19 protein-coding genes and 4 pseudogenes are annotated in these 25,332 nt (G+C 66.2%); 8 read left to right on the forward strand and 15 right to left on the reverse strand.

The annotated features are described in order from the left end of the window. Nucleotides 1-169: 169 nt before the first annotated feature. Nucleotides 170-1,072: a LysR family transcriptional regulator gene (locus OHA40_RS00590; protein ID WP_330231105.1), complete on the reverse strand. Its 903-nt coding sequence runs from the start codon at nt 1,070-1,072 to the stop codon at nt 170-172. Nucleotides 1,073-1,096: 24 nt separating this feature from the next. Here OHA40_RS00590 and OHA40_RS00595 point away from each other — a divergent pair, with 24 nt between their 5' ends. After that, nucleotides 1,097-1,981 (forward strand): oxidoreductase, encoded by an 885-nt coding sequence (locus tag OHA40_RS00595; protein ID WP_330231106.1) that lies wholly within the window; start codon nt 1,097-1,099, stop codon nt 1,979-1,981. Nucleotides 1,982-2,222: 241 nt separating this feature from the next. Here the strand turns inward: OHA40_RS00595 and OHA40_RS00600 are convergent, their stop codons facing one another. Beyond that, a complete protein-coding gene (locus OHA40_RS00600; RefSeq protein ID WP_330231107.1) occupies nt 2,223-3,764 on the reverse strand; it encodes an SDR family oxidoreductase in 1,542 nt (513 codons plus the stop codon). Nucleotides 3,765-3,818: 54 nt separating this feature from the next. Beyond that, nucleotides 3,819-6,503, reverse strand: coding sequence for a helix-turn-helix transcriptional regulator (locus tag OHA40_RS00605; RefSeq protein ID WP_330231108.1), 2,685 nt, complete (start codon nt 6,501-6,503; stop codon nt 3,819-3,821). A gap of 196 nt (nt 6,504-6,699) precedes the next feature. Here OHA40_RS00605 and OHA40_RS00610 point away from each other — a divergent pair. After that, a protein-coding gene (locus OHA40_RS00610) for an IS3 family transposase (protein ID WP_330230251.1) occupies nt 6,700-7,862 on the forward strand; the annotation gives its coding sequence in 2 pieces (ribosomal slippage) (nt 6,700-6,984 and nt 6,987-7,862; 1,161 coding nt in all). On the opposite strand, the gene OHA40_RS00615 is transcribed toward OHA40_RS00610, so the two are convergent. The 4 genes and pseudogenes from OHA40_RS00615 to OHA40_RS00630 form a co-directional block, all read right to left on the reverse strand. Then, nucleotides 7,831-9,150, reverse strand: a complete 1,320-nt coding sequence (locus tag OHA40_RS00615; protein ID WP_330231109.1) for an MFS transporter — start codon at nt 9,148-9,150, stop codon at nt 7,831-7,833. The genes OHA40_RS00610 and OHA40_RS00615 overlap by 32 nt on opposite strands. 165 nt (nt 9,151-9,315) lie before the next feature. After that, nucleotides 9,316-9,786 (reverse strand): annotated as a pseudogene (locus OHA40_RS00620) (TSUP family transporter); the annotation flags it as partial. A 280-nt stretch (nt 9,787-10,066) separates the two neighbouring features. Beyond that, nucleotides 10,067-11,179 carry an IS630 family transposase gene (locus OHA40_RS00625; RefSeq protein ID WP_330234030.1) on the reverse strand — a complete coding sequence of 371 codons (1,113 nt, stop codon included), beginning with the start codon at nt 11,177-11,179 and terminating at the stop codon, nt 10,067-10,069. Between the two features lie 69 nt (nt 11,180-11,248). Beyond that, complete coding sequence (locus tag OHA40_RS00630) at nt 11,249-12,187, reverse strand: MFS transporter (RefSeq protein ID WP_330231110.1); 939 nt, start codon at nt 12,185-12,187, stop codon at nt 11,249-11,251. Nucleotides 12,188-12,786: 599 nt separating this feature from the next. Between OHA40_RS00630 and OHA40_RS00635 the strand changes: the two genes are divergently transcribed. Next, nucleotides 12,787-12,999: a hypothetical protein gene (locus OHA40_RS00635; RefSeq protein WP_330231111.1), complete on the forward strand. Its 213-nt coding sequence runs from the start codon at nt 12,787-12,789 to the stop codon at nt 12,997-12,999. Nucleotides 13,000-13,151: 152 nt separating this feature from the next. Here the strand turns inward: OHA40_RS00635 and OHA40_RS00640 are convergent, their stop codons facing one another. After that, nucleotides 13,152-13,883 carry a hypothetical protein gene (locus OHA40_RS00640; protein WP_330231112.1) on the reverse strand — a complete coding sequence of 244 codons (732 nt, stop codon included), beginning with the start codon at nt 13,881-13,883 and terminating at the stop codon, nt 13,152-13,154. Between the two features lie 14 nt (nt 13,884-13,897). Here OHA40_RS00640 and OHA40_RS00645 point away from each other — a divergent pair, with 14 nt between their 5' ends. Together OHA40_RS00645 and OHA40_RS00650 are read left to right on the forward strand one after the other, a co-directional pair. Next, nucleotides 13,898-14,539 carry a TetR/AcrR family transcriptional regulator gene (locus tag OHA40_RS00645; RefSeq protein ID WP_330231113.1) on the forward strand — a complete coding sequence of 214 codons (642 nt, stop codon included), beginning with the start codon at nt 13,898-13,900 and terminating at the stop codon, nt 14,537-14,539. Between the two features lie 586 nt (nt 14,540-15,125). Then, nucleotides 15,126-16,505: a DEAD/DEAH box helicase gene (locus tag OHA40_RS00650; protein ID WP_330231114.1), complete on the forward strand. Its 1,380-nt coding sequence runs from the start codon at nt 15,126-15,128 to the stop codon at nt 16,503-16,505. A gap of 638 nt (nt 16,506-17,143) precedes the next feature. Here OHA40_RS00650 and OHA40_RS00655 read toward each other — a convergent pair. From OHA40_RS00655 to OHA40_RS00660, 3 genes and pseudogenes are all read right to left on the reverse strand, one after another. After that, nucleotides 17,144-17,419 (reverse strand): hypothetical protein, encoded by a 276-nt coding sequence (locus OHA40_RS00655; protein ID WP_330231115.1) that lies wholly within the window; start codon nt 17,417-17,419, stop codon nt 17,144-17,146. A 178-nt stretch (nt 17,420-17,597) separates the two neighbouring features. Then, nucleotides 17,598-17,894, reverse strand: a pseudogene (locus OHA40_RS34600) (alpha/beta fold hydrolase); the annotation flags it as partial. A 357-nt stretch (nt 17,895-18,251) separates the two neighbouring features. Next, nucleotides 18,252-19,087 (reverse strand): annotated as a pseudogene (locus OHA40_RS00660) (IS3 family transposase); the annotation flags it as partial. 9 nt (nt 19,088-19,096) lie between these two features. Between OHA40_RS00660 and OHA40_RS00665 the strand changes: the two are divergent. From OHA40_RS00665 to OHA40_RS00675, 3 genes and pseudogenes are all read left to right on the forward strand, one after another. Continuing rightward, nucleotides 19,097-19,409 (forward strand): annotated as a pseudogene (locus tag OHA40_RS00665) (transposase); the annotation flags it as partial. Nucleotides 19,410-19,443: 34 nt separating this feature from the next. Continuing rightward, the gene (locus OHA40_RS00670; RefSeq protein ID WP_330231116.1) at nt 19,444-19,818 is read left to right on the forward strand and encodes a hypothetical protein; all 375 of its coding nucleotides are present in this window, start codon (nt 19,444-19,446) and stop codon (nt 19,816-19,818) included. A 141-nt stretch (nt 19,819-19,959) separates the two neighbouring features. Continuing rightward, nucleotides 19,960-21,027, forward strand: coding sequence for an ABC transporter ATP-binding protein (locus tag OHA40_RS00675; protein ID WP_330231117.1), 1,068 nt, complete (start codon nt 19,960-19,962; stop codon nt 21,025-21,027). Between the two features lie 485 nt (nt 21,028-21,512). Here OHA40_RS00675 and OHA40_RS34605 read toward each other — a convergent pair whose 3' ends face one another. Genes OHA40_RS34605 through OHA40_RS00690 form a run of 4 tightly spaced genes read right to left on the reverse strand, consistent with a single transcriptional unit; the run spans nt 21,513 to nt 25,274 of the window. Continuing rightward, nucleotides 21,513-22,079, reverse strand: coding sequence for an alpha/beta fold hydrolase (locus tag OHA40_RS34605; protein ID WP_442943886.1), 567 nt, complete (start codon nt 22,077-22,079; stop codon nt 21,513-21,515). Between the two features lie 57 nt (nt 22,080-22,136). Then, complete coding sequence (locus OHA40_RS00680) at nt 22,137-23,693, reverse strand: tripartite tricarboxylate transporter permease (protein WP_442943887.1); 1,557 nt, start codon at nt 23,691-23,693, stop codon at nt 22,137-22,139. Nucleotide 23,694: 1 nt separating this feature from the next. Beyond that, nucleotides 23,695-24,300, reverse strand: coding sequence for a tripartite tricarboxylate transporter TctB family protein (locus OHA40_RS00685; protein WP_330231118.1), 606 nt, complete (start codon nt 24,298-24,300; stop codon nt 23,695-23,697). Beyond that, a complete protein-coding gene (locus OHA40_RS00690; protein WP_330231119.1) occupies nt 24,297-25,274 on the reverse strand; it encodes a Bug family tripartite tricarboxylate transporter substrate binding protein in 978 nt (325 codons plus the stop codon). The genes OHA40_RS00685 and OHA40_RS00690 overlap by 4 nt, the downstream gene beginning before the upstream one ends. Between the last annotated feature and the right edge of the window lie 58 nt (nt 25,275-25,332).

Here is a 25,332-nt window from a genome sequence, read left to right on the forward strand (position 1 = left end):
GCGAACGGTACGGCAACACCGCTGCGAAGGAGATTGTCAGCACCGTCGCAGCGGTCTCGGCTACCAAGAGAATCGCAGAGCGCATCGACCTGGCATCGGTTCAGGCGACATCGTCGACCACCGCAGCAATGAGATCCGCGAGTTGCTATCGCTGATGCAGCGCGTGCTCCTATTTCTCGTCGACGTCGCGGACTGCTCGTAGTGCCTGCTCATAGGCCCGAACCAGAGGACGCTGGTCGTTTGCGCGGCGGGCGAGCGCAAAAAGTAGCGGGGGTAGATCGCGGACCGGGCGGAAAGTCACCCCGCCGCGGTCGAGCAGCGGGATGTCGCCCGCGGCGGTCAGGATCACGCCGAGGCCCGCCGCCAGAGCTTCGTTGACCTCATCGATACCGGCCACCTCGGCGCCGACGCGGACCGGCCGCCCGGCCCGCTTCTCCATTGCCAGCCAGTAGTCCCGCAGTGGTCCTGCCGCGTGCGGCAGTGCCAGGAACGGCTCGTTCAGCAGGTCCGCGAAGTCCAATGCCGTCGTGCCAGCCAGCTGATGTCCGGGAGGCAGCGCGATCAGCCGGGGCTCCTCCGATATCACTGTTGTGGCGTAGCGCCCCGGATCCGGCAACGGGAGCCGAATGTATGCCAGATCGCTGCTGCCGTCCGACAGTCCGGCGGTCGGGTCCTGCCAGCCCACCTGACGTAACTTCAAGGTGACTTCGGGGTAGGCCGCGAGGAACCGCGACCGCACCGCCGGAAGCAGCCCGCCGCGCCCCGGGCTGGCACCCATCCCGATCACGAGTGTGCTTCGCTGGGCCGCTCGCGCTTGCTCCACCGCCGCGGTCGCGGCATCCAGTGCCTCCAGCACTGTCCGTGCGTGCGGGAGCAGTGCCTCCCCGACGGGGGTGAGTATCACCTGCTGCGGACCCCTAGTGAAAAGTGGTGCGCCCAAGTGTCTTTCGAGTGCCCGAATTTGCTTGCTCAGTGCCGGTTGCGACACATAGAGTCGTTCAGCCGCGCGCGTGAAGTTCAGCTCTTCAGCGACAGCCAGGAAGTAGCGCAGATCGCGTCCGTGCAGGTCCATAACCAATGGTTATCATGACAGGTCTTGGACGCGCCCCTGAACCGGCTGCACGCTGAAGAGATGAACGAGATCTGGATTGTCACAGGCGCCAATTCCGGCTTCGGTCGGGCCATCGCCGAGGCGGCAGTCGCCGCGGGGAACATTGTCGTCGCGGCCGCGCGGCGACCCGAAGCCCTGGCAGATCTCGTCGCCGCCCACCCGGATCGGATCGAGGCGCTCAGCCTCGACGTCACCGATCAGACCGCTATCGCGACCGCTGTCGCGGACATCGCAGCCCGCTACGGCCACATCGACGTCCTGGTCAACAATGCCGGCCGCAGCCATATCGGAGCCTTCGAGGAGACCTCCGACGCGGAACTTCGGGATCTGTTCGAACTGCACGTCTTTGGGCCAGCCGCAATGGTACGCGCCGTCCTGCCGCATATGCGCGCTCAACGATCGGGAGCGATCATCCAGGTCAGCAGCCTGCTCGGCCAGACCTCCCGGGCGGGCTTCTCCGCGTACAGCGGCAGCAAGTTCGCCGTCGAGGGCATGTCCGAGGCTCTCGCGGGGGAGGTCCGGCCGCTCGGCATCAAGGTGATAATCGTAGAGCCGGGGTCGTTCCGCACCAGCCTGCCCGGCAACACCACGCTCAGCTCCGAATTGTCCGACTACGCCGCCACGGTCGGCGGCATGCGCGCTGTCATCGCCGCATCTGACGGAGAACAGCCCGGCGACCCGGCCCGCGGCGCGGCCCTCATGCTCACCGCCCTCGATGTCGATAGGACGCCACTGCGACTGGCGCTCGGCGCCGATGCCGTCGACGGCATCCTCGCCCACCTCGACCAAGTCCGCGACGACATCGAAGCCTACGAGGACGCCTCCCGGGAGACCGCGTTCCAACGCTGCCGAGTTCTGCAATTCGGATGAGATGTTCAGCCGTGGAGCATTGAAGCACTGGCTTCGCCTGTACGGCCGATGCCGGGATGGCAGCCCGCTGCGCGATAAGACGGCAGCAAGTCATGCAATCCGGGCAACGTCGCCGCCAGCGTGCGCAGTTTCCGATATGGCAGCGGGACCGGCGCTCGTGCGATGCCTCTCGAGGCGTCGAGATGTTCCCGAGCGAGTGCTCGCCGTGACCCGGGGCACGTGGCGAGCTGGTCGTGGACGCTCACTCGGAGCGTGGAGCGGTCACGCTTCGATAGGGCAGGAAGCGCTGGAAGCCGAGCGGGGTCAGGCCGGGCATGGAAGCGATCATCTTCGGAACCGCGTCGTTGCTGCTCAGCTGGCCGTCGACGATACCGCGATGGGCGTCCACGTCGACGAATTCCGCATAGTTGATCACCCCGGTCCCGTCCGTCGCGATGTGAAAGTTGTTGCTGATCATGCCGGCTGTCTTTTTCGGGTCTGGGTCGTGTATCGGGTGGAACCGATCCAGCAGGGTGTCCACGAATGTTCGACCGGTCTCCTGGCTGTCGGTGTCGAAGGACACCACGACGACGCATCCGACCGGCAACGACTCGTGCGGTACGACGCGGCGGTACAGGCGATGAGTTGTCGTATCCGAGCGGACGATCTCGGGCAGCGCCCTATCGATCCGTGTGTAGGTCGCCGTCTCGTCGGCGCCGAACCTGTCGGCCGCTTCGGCGCTGGACCACTGTGCATAGTGCAAGACGGTCCGGCCGTCGGTGCCGAGCAGAACACTGCGCCGCAGCAGGCCATCCGGCCATGCTGAGTCGGCCCACAGCTCCAGTGCGGCGTCGGCAGCGGTTAGTTGTGCGGCCTCCGAGCCCAGCGTCCACCGGCCGACTGTCGCCACGTCCATATCGGGCCGCGCGACATCGGGCACCGGATCGGTGAATTCGGCCGCATGCCAGCGCACCCACTCCAGGAAGCGGCGTGCCGGTTCGCCGGTCACCGCCCGCATGGTGTCGGTGACCGGCGGTGGGTTGTCCGCCATCGCAAGATACGACCGGTGCAGCTCCTCGACTTCCGCTGGGCCGAAATCTGCACCGATTTGTCGCGCCCACTCGCCGGCGGAGATGTCAGCCCAGAGTGACCGCCGTCCGGTGACGTCATCGATGATGTGAAGCCGTTCGACCGGCGTCAGCAACTCGGGCCCGGAGAGTTCGTAAACCGCGGACGCGTGCCGATCGTCGCGCAGCGCGCGCACAGCCACCGCGGCGATGTCGCGCTCATCGATCGCGGTCACCGGGATGCTGCCGAATGCGCCCCGCACCGCCCGGCCCGCGCGTACGTCGTCCGCCCAGGCGAGCGAGTTCGCGGCGAATGCCCACGGGCGCAGGAACGTCCAGTCCAGACCGGACCGCTCGATGAGCCGCTCGATCTCACGGTGCGAGCGGCCGATCACGGTGGCCTGTGGGTCGGCGTCGTCGCGCACCGCGGCGGAGGACTGGAACACGATCCGGCTCGCTTGACTGGCGATGGCTGTGATCGCTTTGTCGGCTGTGGTGAGGTCACCGAGGTCGGGCCAGACCAGAAACACTGCCGATACGCCCGCGGAATGCCGTTCCAGGCTCGCCGGATCGGTCTGGCTGCCCGCGACCACCTCGACGCCTTCGGGCATCCGCGCATATCGCGGGTTCCGCGTCAATGCCCGTACCGGGACGCCGGCCCGTGCCAGCTCATCGACGATTCGCCTGCCGACGGTGCCGGTCGCGCCGGTCACCAGAACTGTGTCGTCTGCACTCATGCCGCCAACGGTAGGGACATACGACCACCCCGCGGATCTGTCGAATGACCTGAATCATTCGCCGGCAATGAGTTCCGGGATCATGGCCAGCTCGGCGCGGGTGCGCACCCCCAACTTGGGAAACACGTTGTGCAGGTGGTAGCCCACCGTGCGCGGGCTCAGGAACAGCTGGGCGCCGATCTCGCGGTTGCTCAGCCCGCGGGCCGCCCAGCGCGCCACCCGCAGCTCCTGTGCGGTCAGCAGCTGGGACAGGGCGAGGGAGGCGGCGACATCTCGCCCGGTGTAGCCGGCCACGCGCAGTTCGGCCCGTGCGCGTTCGGCCCATGGCCGGGCGGTGAGTCGCTCGAACGTTTCGCGGGCGCCGTGCAAGGCCAGCCGCGCCTCGCCGCGACGGCGGCGACGGCGCAGCCATTCGCCCCACAGTAGCTGCGTGCGCGCGTATTCGAACGGCAAACCCGCGTCGCGATGCAGGTCGAGCGCTTGTAAGAACAGCTCTTCGGCGCTGTCGCGCTCACCCTCCAGTAGGGCGGCACACCGCAGCGCGATCGCTCGGGTCCACGGCCGATCCACCTGGTCGGCCCACTCGGCGTAGATGGTGTAGGCACCATCGATGGGCACGTGGTCGCGAGCTCTTCCGGAGCGGAGGCCGGCTTCGATCAGATCGGGCAGACTTGCCGTCATTCCGCTCCGGTTGGACGCCTCCGCGAGGGCGGTCAACCGCCCGAACGCCTCCTCGTAGCGTCCGAGCCCCAGGTCGAGAAGGCTCAACGCGCCCGCAGCGTGCACGTTGCCGGGCGGCGTCCCGCGCGCGATCGCACCAGCGGTCAACCCCACGCACTGCTGCTCGTCACCGCGCATGGCGGCCAGCAACGCCAGCACCGTTTCGAGGTAGGAGGCGTGGCGGCCGAGCCCGGTGTCGGCGGCGAGCCGCAGCCCCTCGGCACCCGCCGCCGCGGCCTCGTCGACCCTGCCCAGCAGCAGCGAAACCCGGGCGAGCAACGGTAGCGCGGCGGCTAACAGACCGGAGGCACCGTCCTCCCGAGCGACCCGCTCCACGTGCAGCACGGTGTGATGGGCACCGCCGAGGTTACCGAGCATCAGGTGCTGCCAGCCCGCGTCCAGTGCGGTGTGCGGCTCGTCCGCCACGGTGAACGGCCCTCCGTCAGCACCAGGCCCGCCCGCGTGGAGTTCGGCATTGGCGATGAACAACCGGGTCAGCGAGTCGATGGTGTCGACGTTCGGCACGGCGAGCCGAAACGCTTCGGCCGCGGTGTGTTTCACCATCGACAGGTCGCCGGTGTGGGCGGCGGCCCATGCTGCGCGCACCAGCAGCTGCCCGGCCGCTCGCGGATCGTCGGTGTGCATCGCCGATGCGGTGCGCAGGAGCAGTCCGTGCGCCTCGCCACTGCGGTCCCGCGCATCCAATAGCCGAGCCCGCAGCACGGCGACCGCTACCAGACCGGACGGTTCGCGGGCCTCCGCCTCGGCTCGATCGGCCAGTGTGGCAGCGCGGTCGGGCAGCCCGGCGTCCATGGCGGCGGACGCCGCTGCGCCGTAGCGTTTGCCGCGCCGCCCCGGCTCCGGGGTGAGTTCCGCCGCTCGTTCCAGCATCGACGCTAGTGACGCCCCTGGTGACCCGCCCGCTGCGGCTCTTTCCAGCGCGGCGGCAGTCTCCTCATCGGGGCCGGCCGCCGCCGCTGCTCGGTGCTGCGCATACCGGCAGGTGTCGCCTCGTTCGGCGAACACCATGGCGAGCGCGCTCTGTATGGCAAGCCTGCGCTCCAGCCCGACGGCCTCCTTTGCGGCCGTGCGGATCAGTGGATGCCGGAATGCGATGCGGTTGTCCGGGCTCACAATCAGCAGCCCGGCCTGCACGGCGGGCGCCAGGCTCGCGGCAGTTTCCCCCAGCACCTCGGCGGCACGAGCCAGCACCGCCGGGTCTCCGGTACCGTCGACCGCCGCGGCATACAGGACGGCGCGAGCGGGTTCGGCCAGCGCGGCGATCTGATCCTTGTAGGTCCCCACCAGCGTGCGATAACCGAGTGACGGTGATCGGCCACCCTCCCCGTCGGCCGGCAGCTCCAGCAGGGCCAGTGGGTTGCCCGCGGCTCGCGCAAGCAGAGAGCGGCGGGCCGGTGCCGAGAGCCGGTCGCGCCGGGCCAGCAGCCTCTCGGCGCTGGCCTCGTCGAGCGGTCCCACCACGAGCTCGGGCAGCCCGGCCGGATCTACGCCGGTGGCTATCCCGCTTCGTGCGGCAGCCAGCAGCGCCACCGGCTCGGAGGTCAGTCTGCGAGCAGCGAAAGCGATTGCTGCGGAGGACGTTTCGTCAAACCAATGCACGTCGTCGAGTACGCACAGCACCGGCCGTTCCGCAGCGAGCTCCGCCAGCAGGGCCATGACCGCGAGACCGATTTCGAATCGGTCCGCGGCCATCTCGCCGTCGAGGTCGAAGACCTGCCGCAAGACGCGTGCCTGCGTCGGCGGCAGAGCGCTTACTCGATCCCGGGCCGGCGCTAGCAGCAACTGCAGCGCCGCGCCCGGCACCCCGGTCTCGGCCTCCACACCGGTGGCGCGCAGTACGCGGAGGTCCGCGCTCGCGACGCCGGCGGCATGCTCGAGCAGCGCTGATTTACCCACTCCGGGATCGCCGCGCAGGATGAGCGCCGCGCCGCGTCCCGTACGAACGCGGTCGAGCGCACCCTCGATGCGCTCGATCTCGGCAGCCCGGCTGACCAGCATGCTCCGAGGATATCGCCGTTCGCTCGTCACTGCCCATATGGCGCCTGCGCTCGGCCGAACCGCAGCAACCGACCCCACCAGCCGAGCTGGTCGAGCATGCCCTTCGCCGCGCGAGCCGCGTCGGGATCGGGACTGCTGCACGGATAGGTGACAACCGAGTTGGCTTGCCCTTCGGGTGGGCTGGAAGGATGTCATCGTGCCGAAGCCCTATCCCCGTGAGTTCCGCGACGATGTCGTGCGTGTGGCTCGCAATCGCGACGATGGTGTGACGCTGGAGCAGATCGCCGCCGATTTCGGGATCCACCCGATGACGCTGTCGAAATGGATGCGTCAGGCCGACGTCGACGAGGGAACCAAACCGGGCACCAGCACGAGCGAGTCGGCCGAGCTGCGGGCGGCGAAACGGCGAATCCGGTTGCTGGAGCAGGAGAACGAGGTCCTCAAACGGGCCGCCGCTTATTTCGCGCAGGCGAACCTGCCGGGAAAATGATCTACCCGCTCGTCCGCGAGCTGGCCGAAGACGGGATCCCCGTCACGGTGACGTGCCGGGTGCTGAAACTGGCTCGTCAGCCGTACTACCGATGGCTGGCCGAACCGGTCACTGCCGCCGAACTCGACCAGGCGTATCGGGCCAACGCGCTGTTCGACGCCCATCGCGACGATCCCGAATTCGGGTACCGATTTCTCGCCGACGAGGCCCGCGCCGCCGGTGAACCGATGGCCGACCGCACTGCATGGCGGATCTGTTCGGCCCAGGGCTGGTGGAGTGCGTTCGGCAAGAAGCGACGCGGAAAGGGCAAGGCCGGCCCGCCGGTCCACGATGACCTGGTCCAACGCGACTTCACCGCTGAGGCTCCGAATCGGTTGTGGCTGGCCGACATTTCCGAACATCAGACAGGCGAGGGCAAGCTCTACATTTGTGCGGTCAAGGACGTCTATTCCAACCGGATCGTCGGCTACTCCATCGACTCACGCATGAAATCGGCGCTGGCGGTGCACGCGCTCAACAATGCGGTGGCTCGCCGTGGCGAGGTGGCCGGTTGCATTCTGCACACCGACCGCGGATCGCAATTTCGCAGCCGGAAATTCGTGCGAGCCCTGACTCGTCACGGCATGGCCGGGTCGATGGGCCGTGTCGGCGCGGCCGGTGACAATGCCGCCATGGAGAGTTTCTTCGCGCTGCTGCAGAAGAATGTCCTCGACCGCCGATCCTGGTGCAGCCGTGAGGAATTGCGCATCGCGATCGTCACCTGGATCGAACGGACCTACCACCGCCGCCGACGCCAAGCTACCCTCGGCCGTTTGACGCCGGTCCAATACGAGACCATCATGACCCCACCGGCCAGTCAGGCCGCGTGATCGAATCTGTCACCCGATCGTGCAGCAGTCCCGTGTGCGGGAGCAGGGCGTAGCAGGCGCCCGTCGCGACGAAGATGGCCAGGGCCATGATCAGCGGGATGCGGGCGCCGATCCGGCGAGCCAGTGCGCCGGCGAGGGCACCGCAGATCATCGCGACCACGGCTTGTAGCAGCGCGATCTGAACTGCGAATTCCAGGAGGGTGTAACCGTTTCCGTAGCTGTAGCCCGGATCCAGCGTCACCTGCACCGCCTCGGGCGGCATCGGCTGGCCGGTCTGCGCTTGGATCTGGGCGAGGGAGCCCTGCTGCACCTTGCCCGCGATGTTCGCTTCGTCGGGGCTCTGGGCCATGTAGGCGATGGCGTAGGACTGCACGCCGATCTGCAAGGAAGCGAACAGTGCGGCGGCGAGGACCAGTGCGACCCGCGGGTGGAACAGCAGCTTCATGTCCATGATCGGACGCGGGACCTGGGTCTCCACGACGACGAACAGCACCAGCAGCGCGACGCCACCGATCAACCACGCCACCGTGGTCGGCCTACCCCAGCCCCAATCCCGCCCTTTGTCCAGGTAGATCAGCGTCAGGCCCGCGCCCGCCGACAGCAGGACCGCACCGACGATATCGATGCGCTCGGGCACCCGCAGCTTGGATTCGGGCACCACCAGCCAGACCGCCGGGAGCATCAGCAGAGTGAATCCGGCCATGCACCAGAAGATGGCGCGCCAGCTGTAGCTGTCGACCAGGAAGCCGCCGAGCAACGGCCCCGCGATGGCGGACAGGCCGAGTCCGGTGGCGGTGATACCGAGGCCGAGCGGAACGTACCTGCGTGGCATCAGATCCCGGATCAATCCGTAGGCGATGACCGCCGTCGCGATGGCGGTGGCCTGCAGGCCGCGGCCGATCAGGAACAGGGCCCAGTTCGACGTGACCGCGTCGAGCACACAGCCGATCATGAACAGCACGCCGCAGACGAGGAACATCCGCTTCTTGCCCCAGACATCGCTCATCTTGCCGATCAGCGGGGAAGCGGCCGCGCCGATCAGGCCGAAAACGATGATGGCCCAATTGATATCGGCGCCGACACCGGGAAATGTCGGTGCGATCTTCTGCAACGCGGCCGCGACGATCGTGTACTGCATCGGGGCGACCTCGGTGAAGAGCACGATGACCGCCAGTATGGCGAAGATCCTGGCCCGCGAGGCGCCCTCCAGGCGGCCGGTATCGATGTCCGGATCGGCTACGGCAGTGGCACTCTCGGGCTTCGAGGGATCTTGGGAAATGGTGGACATAGCCACGCTCCGTTGTTCGGGGAACCACGTTCGACGTGTTCGAGATGGTCTGCGGAACGTCTCACAGGCTGGTGTGACACGGGTCGCATGAATCCCGCTCACCGAGATTCCGACAAGAACACTGCCCGAGCGCCGTATGCCGAAATTGACACTGGTCAGTACCGGTCAGTCCTCCTCGGTTCCGTGGTGCGACGTCGGCCGCGATGGCCTCGACGCGTCCGTAAGCGGTGCTACAAACGGTGCAGCCGTGGGCAATTCGACGGTGCCGACATGCCCCAGATGGCTAACGGCCAGCGCGGCGGCGATGAGCGCGAGAACCCGGTAGAGGGTTCGAGAATGCATCCGGGTCGCCCAGCTCGCGCCGAGCCACGCACCAGCCAGGCTGCCGACGAGCAAGTTGGCCGCGATCGTCCAATGCTCGGTCATCTCGCCATAAGGCAGGGCAATTAGCCTGGCAGCAAGCGCGGTGAGCACCACGATCAGGCTCATCGCCTTATTCAGAACCACCGCATGCAAAGCAACGAAGCCGAACAAACCGATCAGCAGCGGCAACCGGAACTCGGCACCACCGAGCCCGATCAGCCCGCCCAGAACCCCGATCACAGAGCCGGACGCAAACACACGCAGCGGCGCGCTTCGTCGCTGAGAAACGGTCGAAGTCGATGTTGCCGGTCCTCAACCGCCTCATTCACATGCCGAGACGATACGGGGTGCTGGCGGGCACATTCGCTACCGGAGAGTGCGTGAACCAGAGACCATTCCGCAGGTTCGAATATCCGGCGTCAGGATCTGGCGCGAACGGAGCGGATGAAGTGGATCACGTCGGCTGGCGCGCCGTCGACGAACTCGGATTGGATGCCACTTATACCGAATAGGGTAGTGGATGTCGGCCCTTATACAGGCTGCTAGTGCCTCGTCAAGCAACCTTCGGTAGGTAATCAGGGTGCCGGATCTTGGAGTTGACGGCGAAGTCGCGTTTGGGTCGGGCGTGCTGGTTGTACCAGCGGATGTAGGCGCCGATCGCGGCGTCCTGTTCGTCGTGGCTGCGGTGATCGGTGCCGTTCAAGGCGAAGTAGCGTAGAGCCGCGAATTCGGACTCGATCCAGTTCAACCACGATGAATAGGTCGGTAGGAAGACCAGTTCCACGTTGTTGGCCGCAGCCCAGGTGCGGACCTCGGCTCGTTTGTGCGGGGAGAAGTTGTCGGCGATGACGTAGAGCTTCTGTCCGGGCCAGCGCGCCCGCAGCGACTTCAGCAACGACAGGAACTCCTGCCACCGTTTACGATCCCGGATCCGGTAGTGGATCTTGCCGGTCGCCAGATCCAGAGCGCCGAGTAGGTGCCGCACGCCCTGGGTGCGCCGGTAGGTCGCCCGCAACCGTTTCGGGGTTCGTCGCCCGAACCAGCCACGACCAGCGCGGGGTTGCAAGTTCAGCGGCCCGAACTCGTCCACGCAGACCACCCGCCCATCGGTGGGTGGATGGTCATAGAGGTCCAGGACGCGGTTCATCTTCGCGGTGAACTCCGGGTCGGTGCCCGCTTTCCAGGTCTTGACCGCCTGCCACGACACCCCCTCGCCGTGGAGGATCTTGCGCAGAGTTTCGCGGCTGATCTCAGCGATTCCGTTGGTCAGCAACACTTCTCGCAGTTTCGACAGGCTCCACACCGAGAACGGCCAGCCCAGATCACGCGGGCAGCACCGGGCGATACAAGCGATGCGTTCACGCGTCGCCCGATCTACCTTCTTCGGCCTGCCCGCGCTCCATTTTGGGTCCAGAGCTTCGAACCCCCGCTCGTTGAACTCGTGGATCACCTGCCGCACATACGCCTCGCTGACCTGCATCAACCTCGCGATCGCGGGGGCCGGTTGCCGCTGCGCCGAGGCCATCACCACGATCGCTCGTCGCGTCCTGACCGGTTGTTTGCTCGTCTTGGTGATCTTCTGCAACCGGCGCCCCTCCTCCGGGGTCACCGCCCGCACAAACACTTCCGGCCTCCGGGCCACCGACACCACCTCCACTGGCAGCATCACCGGACACGCGTCCACGATCAACCCGACACCCGGTTACCAGGGCAACCTACCTGGACGAGGCACTAGTCAGCATTGCAGGGGCGCCGTGTCTCGGCACTTCGGTTGGGGCCGGGGCGAACTGGCAGCACGGTATCGGGTGATGCCGGTGACCTGGGTCAGTCCCCACACAACCAGTGCGGACAGGGAGTAGGCCGCGCCGGACCAGCAGCAGGCCGACCATCCCCAGGTGCTGTATGCCCAGGTGGTCGTGATCGCGCCGAGGGCGGATCCGAGGGAATAGAAGGCCATGTAGGCGCCTATGACGCTGCTGGCGCGCGGCGGGTGCGCTGCGGTCAGCAGATGCTGGCTACTGACATGTACTGCCTGAACGACGAAGTCGAGCAGGACGATGCCGATGACGAGCAGCCACACGGTTGCTTCGGTCCGGGCGATGAGCAGCCAGGAGGCGGTGAGCAGCGCCAGTGCGGAACCGGTGATCGCCTGGGCGTGACCGCAGTCGGCCCATCGTCCCGCGCGGGCGGCGCCGAGCGCTCCGGCCAGGCCCGCCAATCCGAATAGGCCGATCTGCGTGGTGCCGAAGTTCCAGGGCTCGGTGCCGAGGGGGAGGGCGAGCCCGCTCCAGAGGGTTCCGAAGGACGCGAAAAGGAAGAAGGCGATCAGGCCTCGGCTCAGGAACAGGCGATCCGTGCGCGCGAGCTGCCCCATTGATGCCAGCACCTCCCCGTACCGTGCGCCGGGAGTTCTGTAATCCGGGTCGAGTGTCGCGCGGACGGTGAGAGCCAGAGCCACGCAGAGCACGGCGAGCAGCGCGTACACGGCGCGCCACCCGACCGTGTCGCCCAAGGCGCCCGCGAGGACGCGGACGCCGAGAATGCCGATCACCACGCCGGAGGTGACCGCGCCGATATTGCGGCCTCGCTCGCTCGGCGCGGAGACTGCGGCGACATAAGCGACGGTCACCTGAACCACGACCGCGAACAGACCCGCGACCGCCAGCCCCGTCACCGCGACGGCGCTGTTCGGGGCGGCGGCCGCGGCGGCGTCGCCGAGTTCGGGCTCGCCCGAGCCTGGGCCGCCGCGGGGGCTCTACTACCTCAGCGCGACTGACCGAAGACCCTGTGTCGGCAGTGCTGCCGCTCGGATCCGGACCCGCTGCCTTCGAGTGTCTCCATCGACGGCAGCGGCCGGTCTCCGGCACCGAAGTCATAAGCGGACACGCGGGTAAAGGTCCGCTACATGTTCCACTACACCTGCTTCCGCTTGCACATGATAGGCAAGAGGGTTGGCTGCTATCTGCTGGCGACCTAGATTGGTACCACTCCAACACGGATCTGCGTCAGGGATGACGGGGTTCGGTGTTCAAGTCCCCTCTCGCGCACAGATTCACGTCAGATGTGACACTTTTCCGTGCACTGTGTGCGAGGGCCCTCGCACACACGGGAGCCCCACCAGTGGAGACACTATCTGACCTGCGCCGATTCGTGTCGTATCTGCCAATCACGACAGTTGCACCCCCTCGGAAAAGTTTGCTGGCGGGTGTGATCGCCGATGATCACCGCTGTGGTTCCGCCGCAGTTGCGGTTGCAGGAACTCATCCACGGTCCTTGCTGACCACCCCGACGGTGCGGCCCGCCGACGGTGATGTCGTCTACGGGATCTGCACCGTGGGTGACGGCAGCCGCGTCCTGGACAAGATCATCGTCACCGTCCTGGACTGGCGCCTGGGCACATGCCTGGAGCCGTCGGCCGTGGTGACCACTATGGTCCGGGAGGCGATTCTGGCGGGCCGAGGTGCACTACAACCGGGAAGTCGGTGAATGCGTCATCGGCGGATGGAGACAATCACCCGCCGAGGCGGCAATTCTGCACCTGCGATCCAACATACAGGTGTGTCGGTGCTCGGGTTGGCGTTGATCGTTATTGCGCTGGTAATCCGGCAGCAGACGACGGCCGATCTCGTGCGCGCTCGTCAGGCGACCGGAACTCTGGCAGCCCAGTAGGCGAGCTGGCGGTAACCGCTTTCCTGGTGCAGCAGTTTCGCGCCCAGGTACGTACCGGCAACGATCTGCACGGCCTCATCACGAATCTGGTTGATCGGCCATGGGTTGGTGCCAATGGTTTCGTAATCGAGGACCAGCACCTGAGTCTGCGGGGACACAACGCTGGGTTCAACGCGGTTGAGCATCTCGAACCCCTCCCAATGGCTGCCATTGCGGCGCAGCCGGTACTTCGGGGCCAAGACCGCCGCGAGAATGAACGCCAGCCCGGAGAGGGTGTTGGTGCCGCGCCGGGCGGACTTGTCGAACTTTTTACCCAGCCACGGCATCAGCCCGAGGGTGCCGGTGACGACCTTGCCCAGCGTGATGATCACCCGGCCGGTTCGTTGCAGATCATCGGTCGGATTCAGAAAACCGACCAGCTTGCCCTCGGTCTGCCCGTCGATGTCAGCGACATCTCCGGCCGCGAACAGCTGCGCCAATTCCAGCTCGGCCGCATGATCCGGCAACTGGGCGCCAAGGCGTGTGAACCACGCCCACGCCGCGTCCTGAGCGGCCTGAGGATCGGTTTCGGCCAGCGTGCGCAGTCGAGCGACTCGCTCGGCTACCGCGGACGGCATTGTCGATGTGGTCATGACCTGCCCTTTCCAAAAATATGGGATTCCTACACCCACTAGGGAATCATCATTCCGGTTTGGAATCAAGTATCCTTTCTGGTATGACCAGACCCAAAACGTGGGCCGACCGCCGCAGACAAGCGCTGAGAGAAGAGATCCTCAAGGCGGCCTTCGAGGTGTTCGCCGAACGCGGCTACCACGACGCTGGGGTCGCCGAGATCGCCGAACGGGTCGGTATCGGTCACTCGACCTTCTACCGACAGTTCCAGTCCAAACGTCAAATACTCGACGCCGTCATCGACAGCGTGATCGAGCGATCGAAGGCGGTACTAGTCGCCGAGAACGCCCCCGAGGCCGCCCGAACGCTCGTCGAATACCGAGCTCAGGTGGACCGCATTGCCGCCGCGCTCGGGGATATCACCGCTGACCTGCGCGTCGTGCGCTTGCTGCTCATCGAAAGCCTTAGCGTGGACGTGGAACTCGAACTGCGAATCTTCGGCATCTTCGACCTCGCCGCCACGCTCACCGCCGCCTACTTCGACCACGGCTGCGAACAGGGCTACCTGCGAACCGATTTGGATACCGCCGCCACCGCCCGCGCCGTCGTCGGCATGATCTTCGGGACCGCTCTGACAGGAATGAACCCGGCGTTCGATCAGGACACACGCAATCGCACGATCACAGCGGCAGTCGAGTTGATGTTCAGCGGCATCACCGGGTATCCCGACACGAAGACACCATGACCTCATGGACGTTACCGAGGACCGGCCCCTTCAGCCATGACTTCGCCTACGATATCGATAGTGCTGCGTCACGCAACGTTCAGTAGGTAATCCGGGTGCGGATCTTGGATCCAACGGCGAAGTCGCGGATGGGTCCGGCGTGCTGGTTGCTCCAGCGGACGTAGGTGTCGATCGCGTCGTCTTGTTCGCTGCGTGCGGGCCCGGCCTGCGATGCGGAGCTCGACCGCCACCGGGACGGCAGCGAGGTCGGGCGCCGTACGCAGCTGGGTGACGGCGTGTCCGAGGATCCGCTGTCGCAGGGCGGGCGAACACGAGCCTGGCGGTCCAGCCCTGGCCAGAAGCGAGAAACATCACCCGATGAGTACGAACCGCCCATCACAGGTTATTGTTGATCGAGTGCGTGACATGTCACGCCAAGCGTCGTAGATCGCATTCGCTTCGCAACCAGCGCTTGCCGCATCCGCTCTTCTTACGGCGATCGATTTTGCCCATCGGCAATCTCGCCATTTCGTGCCCCCGGCGCGGACCCTGAAGGTCCGCAGACGGCTTGGGCACCACCTGATGCCCGAAAGGCACCGCAACACCTATGAGTTCTGCTGACATCTCTTTTACCGCGCTCGGCGTGAGCGCACCGCTGGTGAAGGCGTTGACTCGCGCCCAGATCACCGAACCTTTTCCGATCCAGACCGACACCCTGCCCGATTCGCTGGCCGGACGCGACGTGCTGGGCCGTGGCCGGACCGGCAGCGGCAAGACGCTCGCCTTCGCCATTCCGATGGTCAACCGTCTCGGCGGCGGTCTGGCCGGTAGGCGCGCACCGAGCCGCCCGACCGGCCTGGTGCTGGCGCCGACTCGGGAATTGGCCACCCAGATCGCGGCCGCGCTGGAACCCCTCGCCGCGGCCTATCGCATGACCGTCACCACGATTTTCGGTGGGGTCCCGCAGAACAGGCAGGTCCGGGCGCTACGCGGCGGTGTCGACATTGTCGTCGCCTGCCCCGGCCGGCTCGAGGATCTGATGAACCAACGTCTGATCTGCCTGGATGCCGTCGAGGTCACCGTTATCGACGAGGCCGACCACATGGCCGACCTCGGGTTCCTGCCAGGCGTGACCCGCATTCTCGCGGCCACCCCGAACGACGGTCAGCGCCTGCTGTTCTCGGCCACCCTGGATAACGGCGTCAACAAGCTGGTCAGCCGCTTCCTGCCGAATGCCAAGCTGCATTCGGTCGATGAGGCGAACTCCCCGGTCGCCGCCATGACCCATCACGTGTTCGAAACCGCGAGCGTCGAAGCCAAGCGCGAGGTCGTACACCGGCTCGCCTCGGGCTCTGGTCGGCGAATCCTGTTCATGCGCACCAAACATCAGGCCCGCAAACTGGCCAAGCAGCTGACCCTCGCCGGAATTCCGGCCGTCGATCTGCACGGCAACCTCTCGCAGGGCGCCCGCGACCGCAACCTCGCTGTCTTCGCCGCCGGTGATGCCCTGGTGCTGGTGGCGACCGATGTGGCCGCGCGCGGCGTGCACGTCGACGGTGTCGAGCTGGTCGTGCACGTTGATCCGCCCGCCGAACACAAGGCCTACCTGCACCGTTCGGGCCGTACCGCGCGGGCTGGCAACTCCGGTGAAGTGATCACCCTGGTGCTGCCCGGCGAACGACGCGACCTGGCCGACCTCATGCGCAAGGCCAAGATCACCGTGACCCCGCAACGGGTCACCGCCGATTCGCCCGTGGTGGCCGAGGTCGTCGGCACGACTGCCCCATTCATCGCGCCCTCCTACAGCGAACGGGCGGCACGTGAAGACGACCGCCGCAGCGGCAGCGGACCGTACCGCAGCAGTGGCGGACCGCGCAGGGGCAATGACGGTCCGCGCCAAGGCAGCGGCCGTCGCAACGGCAGTGCGGCGCAACGGCAGCCGCGCGCGAGGCCGCGTGCTCACTCCGCGCGCGGAACGGCCGTATAGGGCCCGTCTTTCGGTCGCTCCCCATGCCAGCCTATGCCGAGATCGCCCAGGCACTGAGCATCGCCGGCGAACTGCCGGGCAGCGAACGCTGGTGAACGTGGCCGATGACGCCGGTACTGGCGGGCAACCCATCGGGTGCCAGGCATTCACGCCTGATGGGTTGCCGTGCGATTGCGTAGCCGCGAAATCTGCGAGCGTGGCCAGGAGGGACACGCTGGGACATGACACTTGTACCTTTCCAATCCATCACCAAGTTCTCGACCGGGACGGGCAGGGACAAAATGGGTCGCGCCGGTCACTCGACCAGCAGCACCGTGCCGGACTGGGCTTCCTGTCCGGTCTCGACGACCTTCAACGCCTCGTCGATCCCGACGCGGTCGATCAGGCGGGCCCGCCACTGGGTCGAGATTCCAGGCGTTGGCGACAGCGCCGTGCCCCACGCGCAGTTCTGGCCGGGTTGGTAGCACTGGCGCCGGTCAGGACGTTGAACAACTCATTGGAACTGCTGCGGTGACCGCTGTTTCGGTACCTTGGTTCGGAGAGCGGCTTGTTCAGGCCGCGGGGTGCTTCGAGGGCTTCGGTGATGAGTGCGCGGGCGTCGACGCCAGGACGGCTCGACGGGCCAGCGCAGCGCAGGGCTACCGCGATTCCGTGCCACTGCTCGACGAGAGAAAGTCCTTGAGCCGGTCGGCGAAACCCGGTGCCGCCGGGACGAAATGGCCCGCACCCGGTGCTACGAGCCGTTGTGCCTCGAGTGCGTCGGAAAGCAGGTCGCAGATCCGTTCGAGGCCGGGAGAGTGTCCCCCCGATGCGACCAGCGCGGGAATTCCGGCCGCGCGCAGGACGGTCAGATTCGGTCGTGCTTGTCCCGGTAGACGAGCGCCCCACGCGCGGCGCACGGCCCCATCGGACAATCGACTCCCTCCCGCATCCGGTGATCCCGGCGAGGGTGAGGAATTCGCGCAGTGTTGCCGGGTCGGCGTCGAGACCGTGGGCGAGCACCGTATTTCCCAGTCTCTCCAGCCGAGCCACTTCAGGATCCTCAGGGGCGAGGAAATACAGGGGTGGTTCGATGAGGGTCAGCGAGCGCACGGTCCGAGGTTGCCGGACGGCGGCCAGAAGCGTGCCGAGTACCCCATAGGAATGGGCGACCACGTGCGGGTGCCGATCCCGGAATATACCTTCGAGATCGTCCGCGTCGATCTCGAAGTCCTGTCGCCCACCCGGTGGCGGCGGACTCGCCCCGAAGCCGCGTCGGTGCACGAGCAGCAGCGTCCACTGTGCGGACAGCGAGTGCAGCCCGGTCCAGGTTGTCTTCGGCCCGGCGCCACCATGCACCAGTGCCACCGCCGGTCCGGCCCCGTGCTCGAGAATCGAAAGACCTTGCACGACTGCAAGTGTCCACCATGCAGTCGAAGGATGGTGAGCCCGATCTGGCAGTGGCGGCTGGCGCGGCGACCGAGCGCCCCACGACGGCCCTGTGCAACAGCGTGTCCCGCGGCGTGTCGTCCGCTAAGGCGGCGAACAATTCATGCTTCGCCATGAACGCCATCCTCCCTTGGACAACCGACCGCAGGCTCCCGGTCGGGCCGGGTCCACTGGTTACAACCCGATCGGCGAGCTGGCGCAGTACGAGGACAGCTATCGGCTCTGCGCTACGTCCGCGGCCCCGAAGGCATCGTCGTCGCACTGGCCGAGCAGTTCTGACGGGACCCCGGGAGTTGGTCCACCGTGAGTGTGAGTCGGTTATCGGTGGATGCAGGCAGCAGCGTAGCCCGCGGGGGTTTGATAGCCCAGGGCTGAGTGTCTGCGGTGGTGGTTGTAGTCGTCCTTCCAGTCGCTGATCACGACGCGGGCTTGGGTCAGCGACCAGAAACTGTTGATGTTGAGGCATTCGTCGCGCAGTCGGCCGTTGAACGATTCGATGTAGCCGTTGCGCCAGGGCTGCCCGGGTGGGATGAACGCCAGGCCGACGCGTTCACCGGCCCAGTCCGCATCGCCTGGCATGCCAGTTCCGGGCCGTTGTCACTGCGCAGCGCGGCGGGATAACCGCGGCCGGTGGCGATGCGGTCCAGTTCGTCGATGAGCCGGTCGGCGGTGATGGAGCGTTGGACCAGCCCGCCGAGGCATTCGCGGGTGTGCTCATCGACGATGGACACGATCTTGACCGGACGGCCGTCATCGGTGGCGTCGAACTGGAAATCGACTGCCCACACGCGATTCGGCGCGTCCGCGGTCACCGCCGTGACCGTCGAGTCACCGATTCGTTTTCGGCGCCGTCGCCGCGGTACCCGTAGCCCTTCCTCGCGCCACAGGCGTTGGATCCTCTTGTGATTCACCGTCCAGCCCTCGGCACGGGCATCGTGGTAGGCGCGGCGGAACCCTTGACGTGGATGGCTGCGCGCCCAGTCACGCAACCATGCCCGCAACGGGGCATCCCGATCCGTGGGCTGCTCCGCGCCCGCAGGACGGCGCTGGGTACTGCGATGCTGCCCGGTCACCCGGCAGGCGAACCGTTCGCTGACGCCCATAAGTCGCTTCAGGTGCGCCACGGCTGCCCGCCGCCGTTCCGGGTCTAGAAGATTCCAGTCATAGGTGCACCACGGAAGTTCGACGAGGAGACTCGTGCTCGAGCAGTACGGATGTACCAGGACCGGATCCGCGAGCACGGCGATTCGATGACGATGGCGCGTCGGCATGTGGGCACGTTGCTGGATATCAACCCGGCGACGCTGCGGAACTGGGTCGAGAAGGCGGGGCAACCGGCCGACGATTCGAAGCCGGTGACCGTGTCGGAGTCCGAGGAGTTGAAAGCACTGCGTCGTGAAGTGGCCGAATAACGAAGGGCAAACGAGATTTTGCGGACTGCGAGCGCTTTTTCGCAGCGGCGGAGGTCGACCGCCGGTCGAGCCCGCCGCGGTGCCGCGTTGCGGTCACCATGGGCGAGAATGTACGGGAAATCGTCGCCGTACGAGGTTTCTGGAATGACTTTTTGTGCAACGACTTCCGGAACGCCGGGCGTTTCGACTCGCCCTGTTCGCATTTCGATGACCGGAGCCGTCTGCACTCGGTTCCGAGTCGTTCCACTTCCAAGGAAATGGAAAACACCGGGAGCCGACACGAGTATCGGCCGATTCCGGGCCGCTCGGCGAACGCTTCGATACTGGCGGGGCGTGGACGGCAGCGCGCCTGCCTCGACCCCACCGCGCTTGGTGATTCGACCGCTGCGCAACGCGAGCACGCGATGCGAGGGTTTCGCGAACACAAAGCCGCCGACCCGGACGTACACAACGATACGGGCGTGCGGCTGTGAGAAGTTACTCTCCGATCAGGTTGGGGTGCGCCGCCTCTCGCACGTGAGATACGTTGGCCGCACCCACTGTGACGTGACACACCGAGAAGACCGCGCGCGGTTCGGCACGTAGGGGGCTCGCTGAGAATTGTGGAGGTTGGCGTGGGCGTCGAGGTCAGGACCGAGGGTGTAACCAAGTCCTTCGGTTCGCAGCGAATTTGGCAGGACGTATCTCTGACGTTGCCGTCCGGCGAGGTCAGCGCCCTGCTGGGCCCGTCGGGCACCGGTAAGTCCGTGTTCCTGAAGTCTCTGATCGGTTTGCTGCGCCCGGAGCGCGGCTTGATCTTCATCGATCGCACCGATATCACCACCTGCTCCAATAAGGAGCTCTACGAGATCCGCAAGCTCTTCGGTGTGCTGTTTCAGGATGGTGCGCTGTTCGGCTCGATGAATCTGTTCGACAACGTGGCGTTCCCGTTGCGCGAGCACACGAAGAAGAACGAGTCCGAGATCAAGAAGATCGTGATGGAGAAGCTGGAGCTGACCGGTCTGCTCGGGGCCGAGGGCAAGCTGCCCGGCGAGATCTCCGGTGGTATGCGCAAGCGTGCCGGTCTGGCCCGCGCCCTGGTGCTGGATCCGCAGATCATCCTCGTCGACGAGCCCGACTCCGGTCTGGACCCGGTCCGTACCTCGTACCTGTCGCAGTTGCTGATCGATATCAACGCGCAGATCGACGCCACGATCCTGATCGTCACGCACAACATCAACCTGGCCCGGACGGTGCCGGACAACATCGGCATGCTGTTCCGTCGCCAGTTGGTGATGTTCGGTCCGCGGGAGGTGTTGCTGACGTCGGAGGAGCCGGTGGTCAAGCAGTTCCTCAACGGCCGGATGATCGGTCCGATCGGCATGTCCGAGGAGAAGGACGAGGCGCAGATGGCGCGCGAGCAGGCGCTGGTGGACGCCGGTCACCACCACGGTGGCGCCGAGGAGGTCGAGGGGATCATCCCGCAGATGCGGGCGACGCCGGGCATGCCGGTGCGTCAGGCGGTGCTGCGGCGTAAAGAGCGCGTCCGGGAGATCATGCGCACGCTGCCGCACGCGGCTCAGGTCGCGATTCGCGAGTCGCTCGACGAAGACGGTGGAGACACGCAGGTGCTTCCCGCATACACGCAGGCCGGGCCAAATTACGACGGTGGCACAGCGGAATTGGCGGCGCGTACGTGGTGACCCGTCCGTAGCCGACGGCATGGAGTGGCCGATCGAGAGAAGTCGGCCAGAACCAGGATTTGCGAGTTGCCATCGCCGTCGAAAAAAGGGCGGGCGGGAGCGGCTAGCCTTACCTGCTGAAGGACAGAATTGCCGCAGCAACCTCCGAGGGCTTCTCCTGCTGAACCCAGTGGCCAGCTTCCGCGACAAGCGTAGTACCTCGATCGTCGGCACAGACTATCTGCTCCATCGCACGAAGTGCCCCCGGGGTTGGTGAATGCCCCAGTCGCGCTCTCCCGCAATGAAACAGGCCGGAACCGAGATCGTGCATCCGGTGAGGAAGGCGAGCTCTGCCAAGTACGCGGCGTTTGTGCGAATCCGGTACCACTGCAGCCCGCCTTGGAATCCCGTTCGCTGGTACTCGGCCACGAAGACAGACAGTTCGCTGTCGGTCAGACACGGCGAATTGTCTTGATGTTCACCACTTTTGGAGTGAAAGTAGGCCCTCATGAACTCGTGCAAGCCCTGCGGTGGAGCTGACATGTCATCGTTTGCTTGGGGTGTCGCGAAGTAGGTTGGTAGTGCTTTCGGGGTGGGGTGAGCGAGCCGAGGGCCGCCGACAGATCCTCCGCCGGAGGCGACGTCCGCTGTCCCCAGGGCAGTGCCGACACCCCGGCGAACGGCGCACTCATCATGACCACACTGCGGAAAACATCGGGTCGGACCATTGCACAGTAACCGGCAACCGCGGAGCCGAGATCGTGCCCGACAACCCCGGCGTCCCACTCGATTTCGAGGGCTCGCAGTAATGCGACCATATCGGTGACCAGATTCAGATTCCGAAACTGCGCGATATCCGCGTCGTAGCGTCCTTCCCATCCCGTAGTTCGGCCAAATGCGCGGAGGTCTGGCGCGACAACGTGGTATCCGGCTCCGGCCGTGGACACCAGAGGAGTTCGCTCGCAAAGCCGAATGGATATTGGGACTTCCCGATCAGCCTGGTGTCGGCGCGCAGGCGGGCACAGCGGCTCGAGCTGGCCGGTCCGAGCAGATTCGCCGAGGCGCCCCCTCATTGCGGCGCCTCGGCGAATCCCCGCCAAGCATGGCGAGCTGACCAGTGGACGACCCGGTTACGTATCGACGGCCACCGGTTCGGCATCCGCGGCTGTCCCACCCCCTGTCCTGCCAGCGCCGGAACCCCTTCGGCCGCGCACCAATCGGATCGCTTTTGCGATCAGCGGCCACAACAGGATCATCGCGATCAGCGTGTACACCGCCACGGAGAACCAGGTGCTTACCAATCCGCCGAGGTCGCCGTCGCTGATCTGTAGCGCCCGCCGCATCTGCTGTTCCGCGTTCGGTCCGAGGATTACCCCGATGATCGCCGGCAGCAGCGGCAGCCCGAATCGGCGCATGACGAAACCGATGACGCCGATCACCAGCAGCAGAACCAGATCGACCAGATCAGCGCTGATCGCGTACGCACCGACGGTGGCGAAGAACAGAATCCCCGCGTAGAGGTACGGGCGCGGAATCGACAGTAGCTTCGCCCAGACCGGCGCCAGCGGCAGATTCAGCGCGAGCAGCAGGGTCGTTCCGATGAACAGGCTCGCGATGAGGGTCCATACCAGTTCCGATTCCCGCTGGAACAGCAACGGTCCCGGCTGGATGCCGTACTGCTGGAAGGCCGCGAGCATCACCGCCGCGGTCGCCGTCGTCGGCAGGCCGAGGGTGAGCATCGTGGTCAGCGTGCCCGCCGCTGACGCGCTTGCGGTGGCCTCGGGTCCGGCGACGCCCTCGATGGCGCCCTTGCCGAATTCGTCGCGGTGCTTCGACAACCGCTTCTCGATCGCGTAGGACAGGAACGTCGGAATCTCCGCTCCGCCCGCTGGGACCGAGCCGAACGGGAATCCGATGAGCGGTCCGCGCAGCCAGGGTTTCCACGACCGCGCCACGTCCTGCTTGCTCAGCCAGGGCCTGCCGACCGGAATCGGCTGGGCGGTGCGATGGCGCAGATGAGCGGCCACCCACAGCGCCTCGCCGACCGCGAACAGCCCGACCGCGACCACGATCACGTCGATGCCGTCGGCCAGTTGCAGTGCGCCGAAGGTCAGCCGCTGCTGCCCAGTGATCGGGTCGAGCCCGATCAGGCCGAGCGTCAAACCGAGGCCGAGCGAGGCGAATCCGCGTACTCGGGAGCTGCCGAGCACCGAGGTGACCGCGATGAACGCCAGCAGCATGATCGCGAAATAGTCCGGTGCGCCGATGTTCACCGCGAGATCGGCGACCGCAGGCGCCAGCACCACCAGCAGCAGCGAGCCCGCGATACCGCCGATGAAGTGCCCGATCGCCGCGGCTGCCAGCGCCTGCGCGCCGCGCCCCCGCCGCGCCATCGGATGGCCCTCGATCGCGGTCACCACCGCTGCGGTCTCGCCGGGTGTGTTCAGCAGGATCGACGTGGTGGAACCGCCGAACATGCCGCCGTAGTAGATCCCGGCGAACATGATGAACGCGCCGGTCGGCTCCACGCTGTAGGTGATCGGCAGCAACAGCGCCACCGCCATCGCCGGCCCGATACCGGGCAGCACTCCGATCGCGGTGCCGAGCAGCACCCCGATCGCCGCAAGCAAAAGATGTGTCGGGGTCAGCGCGGTGCCGAAGCCCTCGATCAGGTTATCCAGTCCCATTTCAGATCATCCCGTCCAGCGGACCGCCGGGCAGTGGCACATCGAGCAACCGCACGAACACGACGTAGGTGACCAGTGCGAGTGCGACGGCGACCAGCGGGTCGCGTAGCCAGTGCCTGCTGCCGAGCGCGTACGCGGCGCCCCAGAACAGCAGGGCACCCGAGATGGGGAATCCGACGATATCGATCAGCACGATATTGCCGACGAACACGCCGACGAGCAGCAGAACGGTCCGCCATTCCGGCGGCGTCGCCAGGTCGATGTCCTCGCCTGCTTCGGCCTCGCCTCGTCCGCCGCGCAGCACGTCTACGGCCAGCGTGACGGCGACCACCAGCAGCAGCGCACCCACGGCCAGCGGCATCGCTTTCGGACCGACCGGGCCGCGCTGGGTGTAGCCGACCGGCATGGTCATCGCATCGATGATCACCAGCGCACCTGAACCGGCCAGCAGCACAACCACTCCCAGTTCGGCGTGTTCCCGCAGCCAGCCGGACAAGGACCCCACGGTGTTGCTGCCCTGCCGCTGCTTGTTGATTTCGGCGTCGCTGCCTTTGGGTCCGCTGATACCTATTCGTGCATGGCTGCGCTCCGGTCCGTCGCTGGTCATCCGACCCCCAGTTCGCTCAGCACCGACCCGACCTGGTCGGTCTGTCGCTGGATGAAGGAGCCGAACTCGTCGCCGGTGAGGTACGCATCGCCCCAGCCATTCTTCGCAAGCGCGTCCTTCCACTGCGCCGAGCCGTGCATTTTCGTGTAGGCGGCGATGAGGGCCTGGCGATCGGTCTCACTGATACCGGAGGGCGCCACCACGCCGCGCCAGTTGGTGAATTCGACGTCGATGCCCGCCTCCCTCAGTGTCGGCGCGTCCACACCGTCGATTCGTTTCGGACCGGTCACCGCGAGCACCCGAAGCTCACCCGCCTGGATCTGGTCGAGGTACTCGCCGACGCCCGAAACGCCGAAGCCGAGTTTGTTGCCGAGGATCGACGCGAGCAGCTCGCCGCCGCCATCGAAGGGCACGTAGTTGACCTGCTTCGGCTCGATCCCGATCGCCTTGGCCACCAGCATCGGAGCCAGGTGATCGGGTCCGCCCGGCGAGGAGCCGCCGCCGACCGGGACCGCACCCGGGTTCGCCTTCCACTCGGCCGCGAGCTGCTTGATATCGGTGTACTTGGAGTTCTTCGACACCACGATGATGTCCGGCTCCTCGACCAGTCGTGCGATCGGTGTGGTCTCGGTCAGGTCGGACGGCGACTTGTTCGTGTAGACGCTGCCCACCACCCCGAGGCCCATCTGCATCACCAATTTGCCGTTGCCGTTCTCGCCGACCAATCGGCCGAGGCCTACCGTGCCTCCGGCGCCCGGCAGGTTGAAGACCTCGACGGACCGCGCGATGTTCGCGTCCTCCATGGCCTTCGCCGAGGTGCGTGCGGTGATGTCGTAGCCGCCGCCGGGGGAATTCGGCACCATGATCCGCAGGCCGGTGATCTTGTCGGCACCGCCGCCCGTGTCGGTGCAGGCCGTCATGGATACGGCTGCCAGCACACCGACGATGGCGGCAAGCAGTTTCGGGGTTCGCATTGTCGATCCTCATCTCTTCATCGAACTGGCGAAATTGTGAGCACTGTCACTGCGCTGT

Source organism: Nocardia sp. NBC_00508, from assembly GCF_036346875.1.
Classification (GTDB): Bacteria; Actinomycetota; Actinomycetes; order Mycobacteriales; family Mycobacteriaceae; genus Nocardia.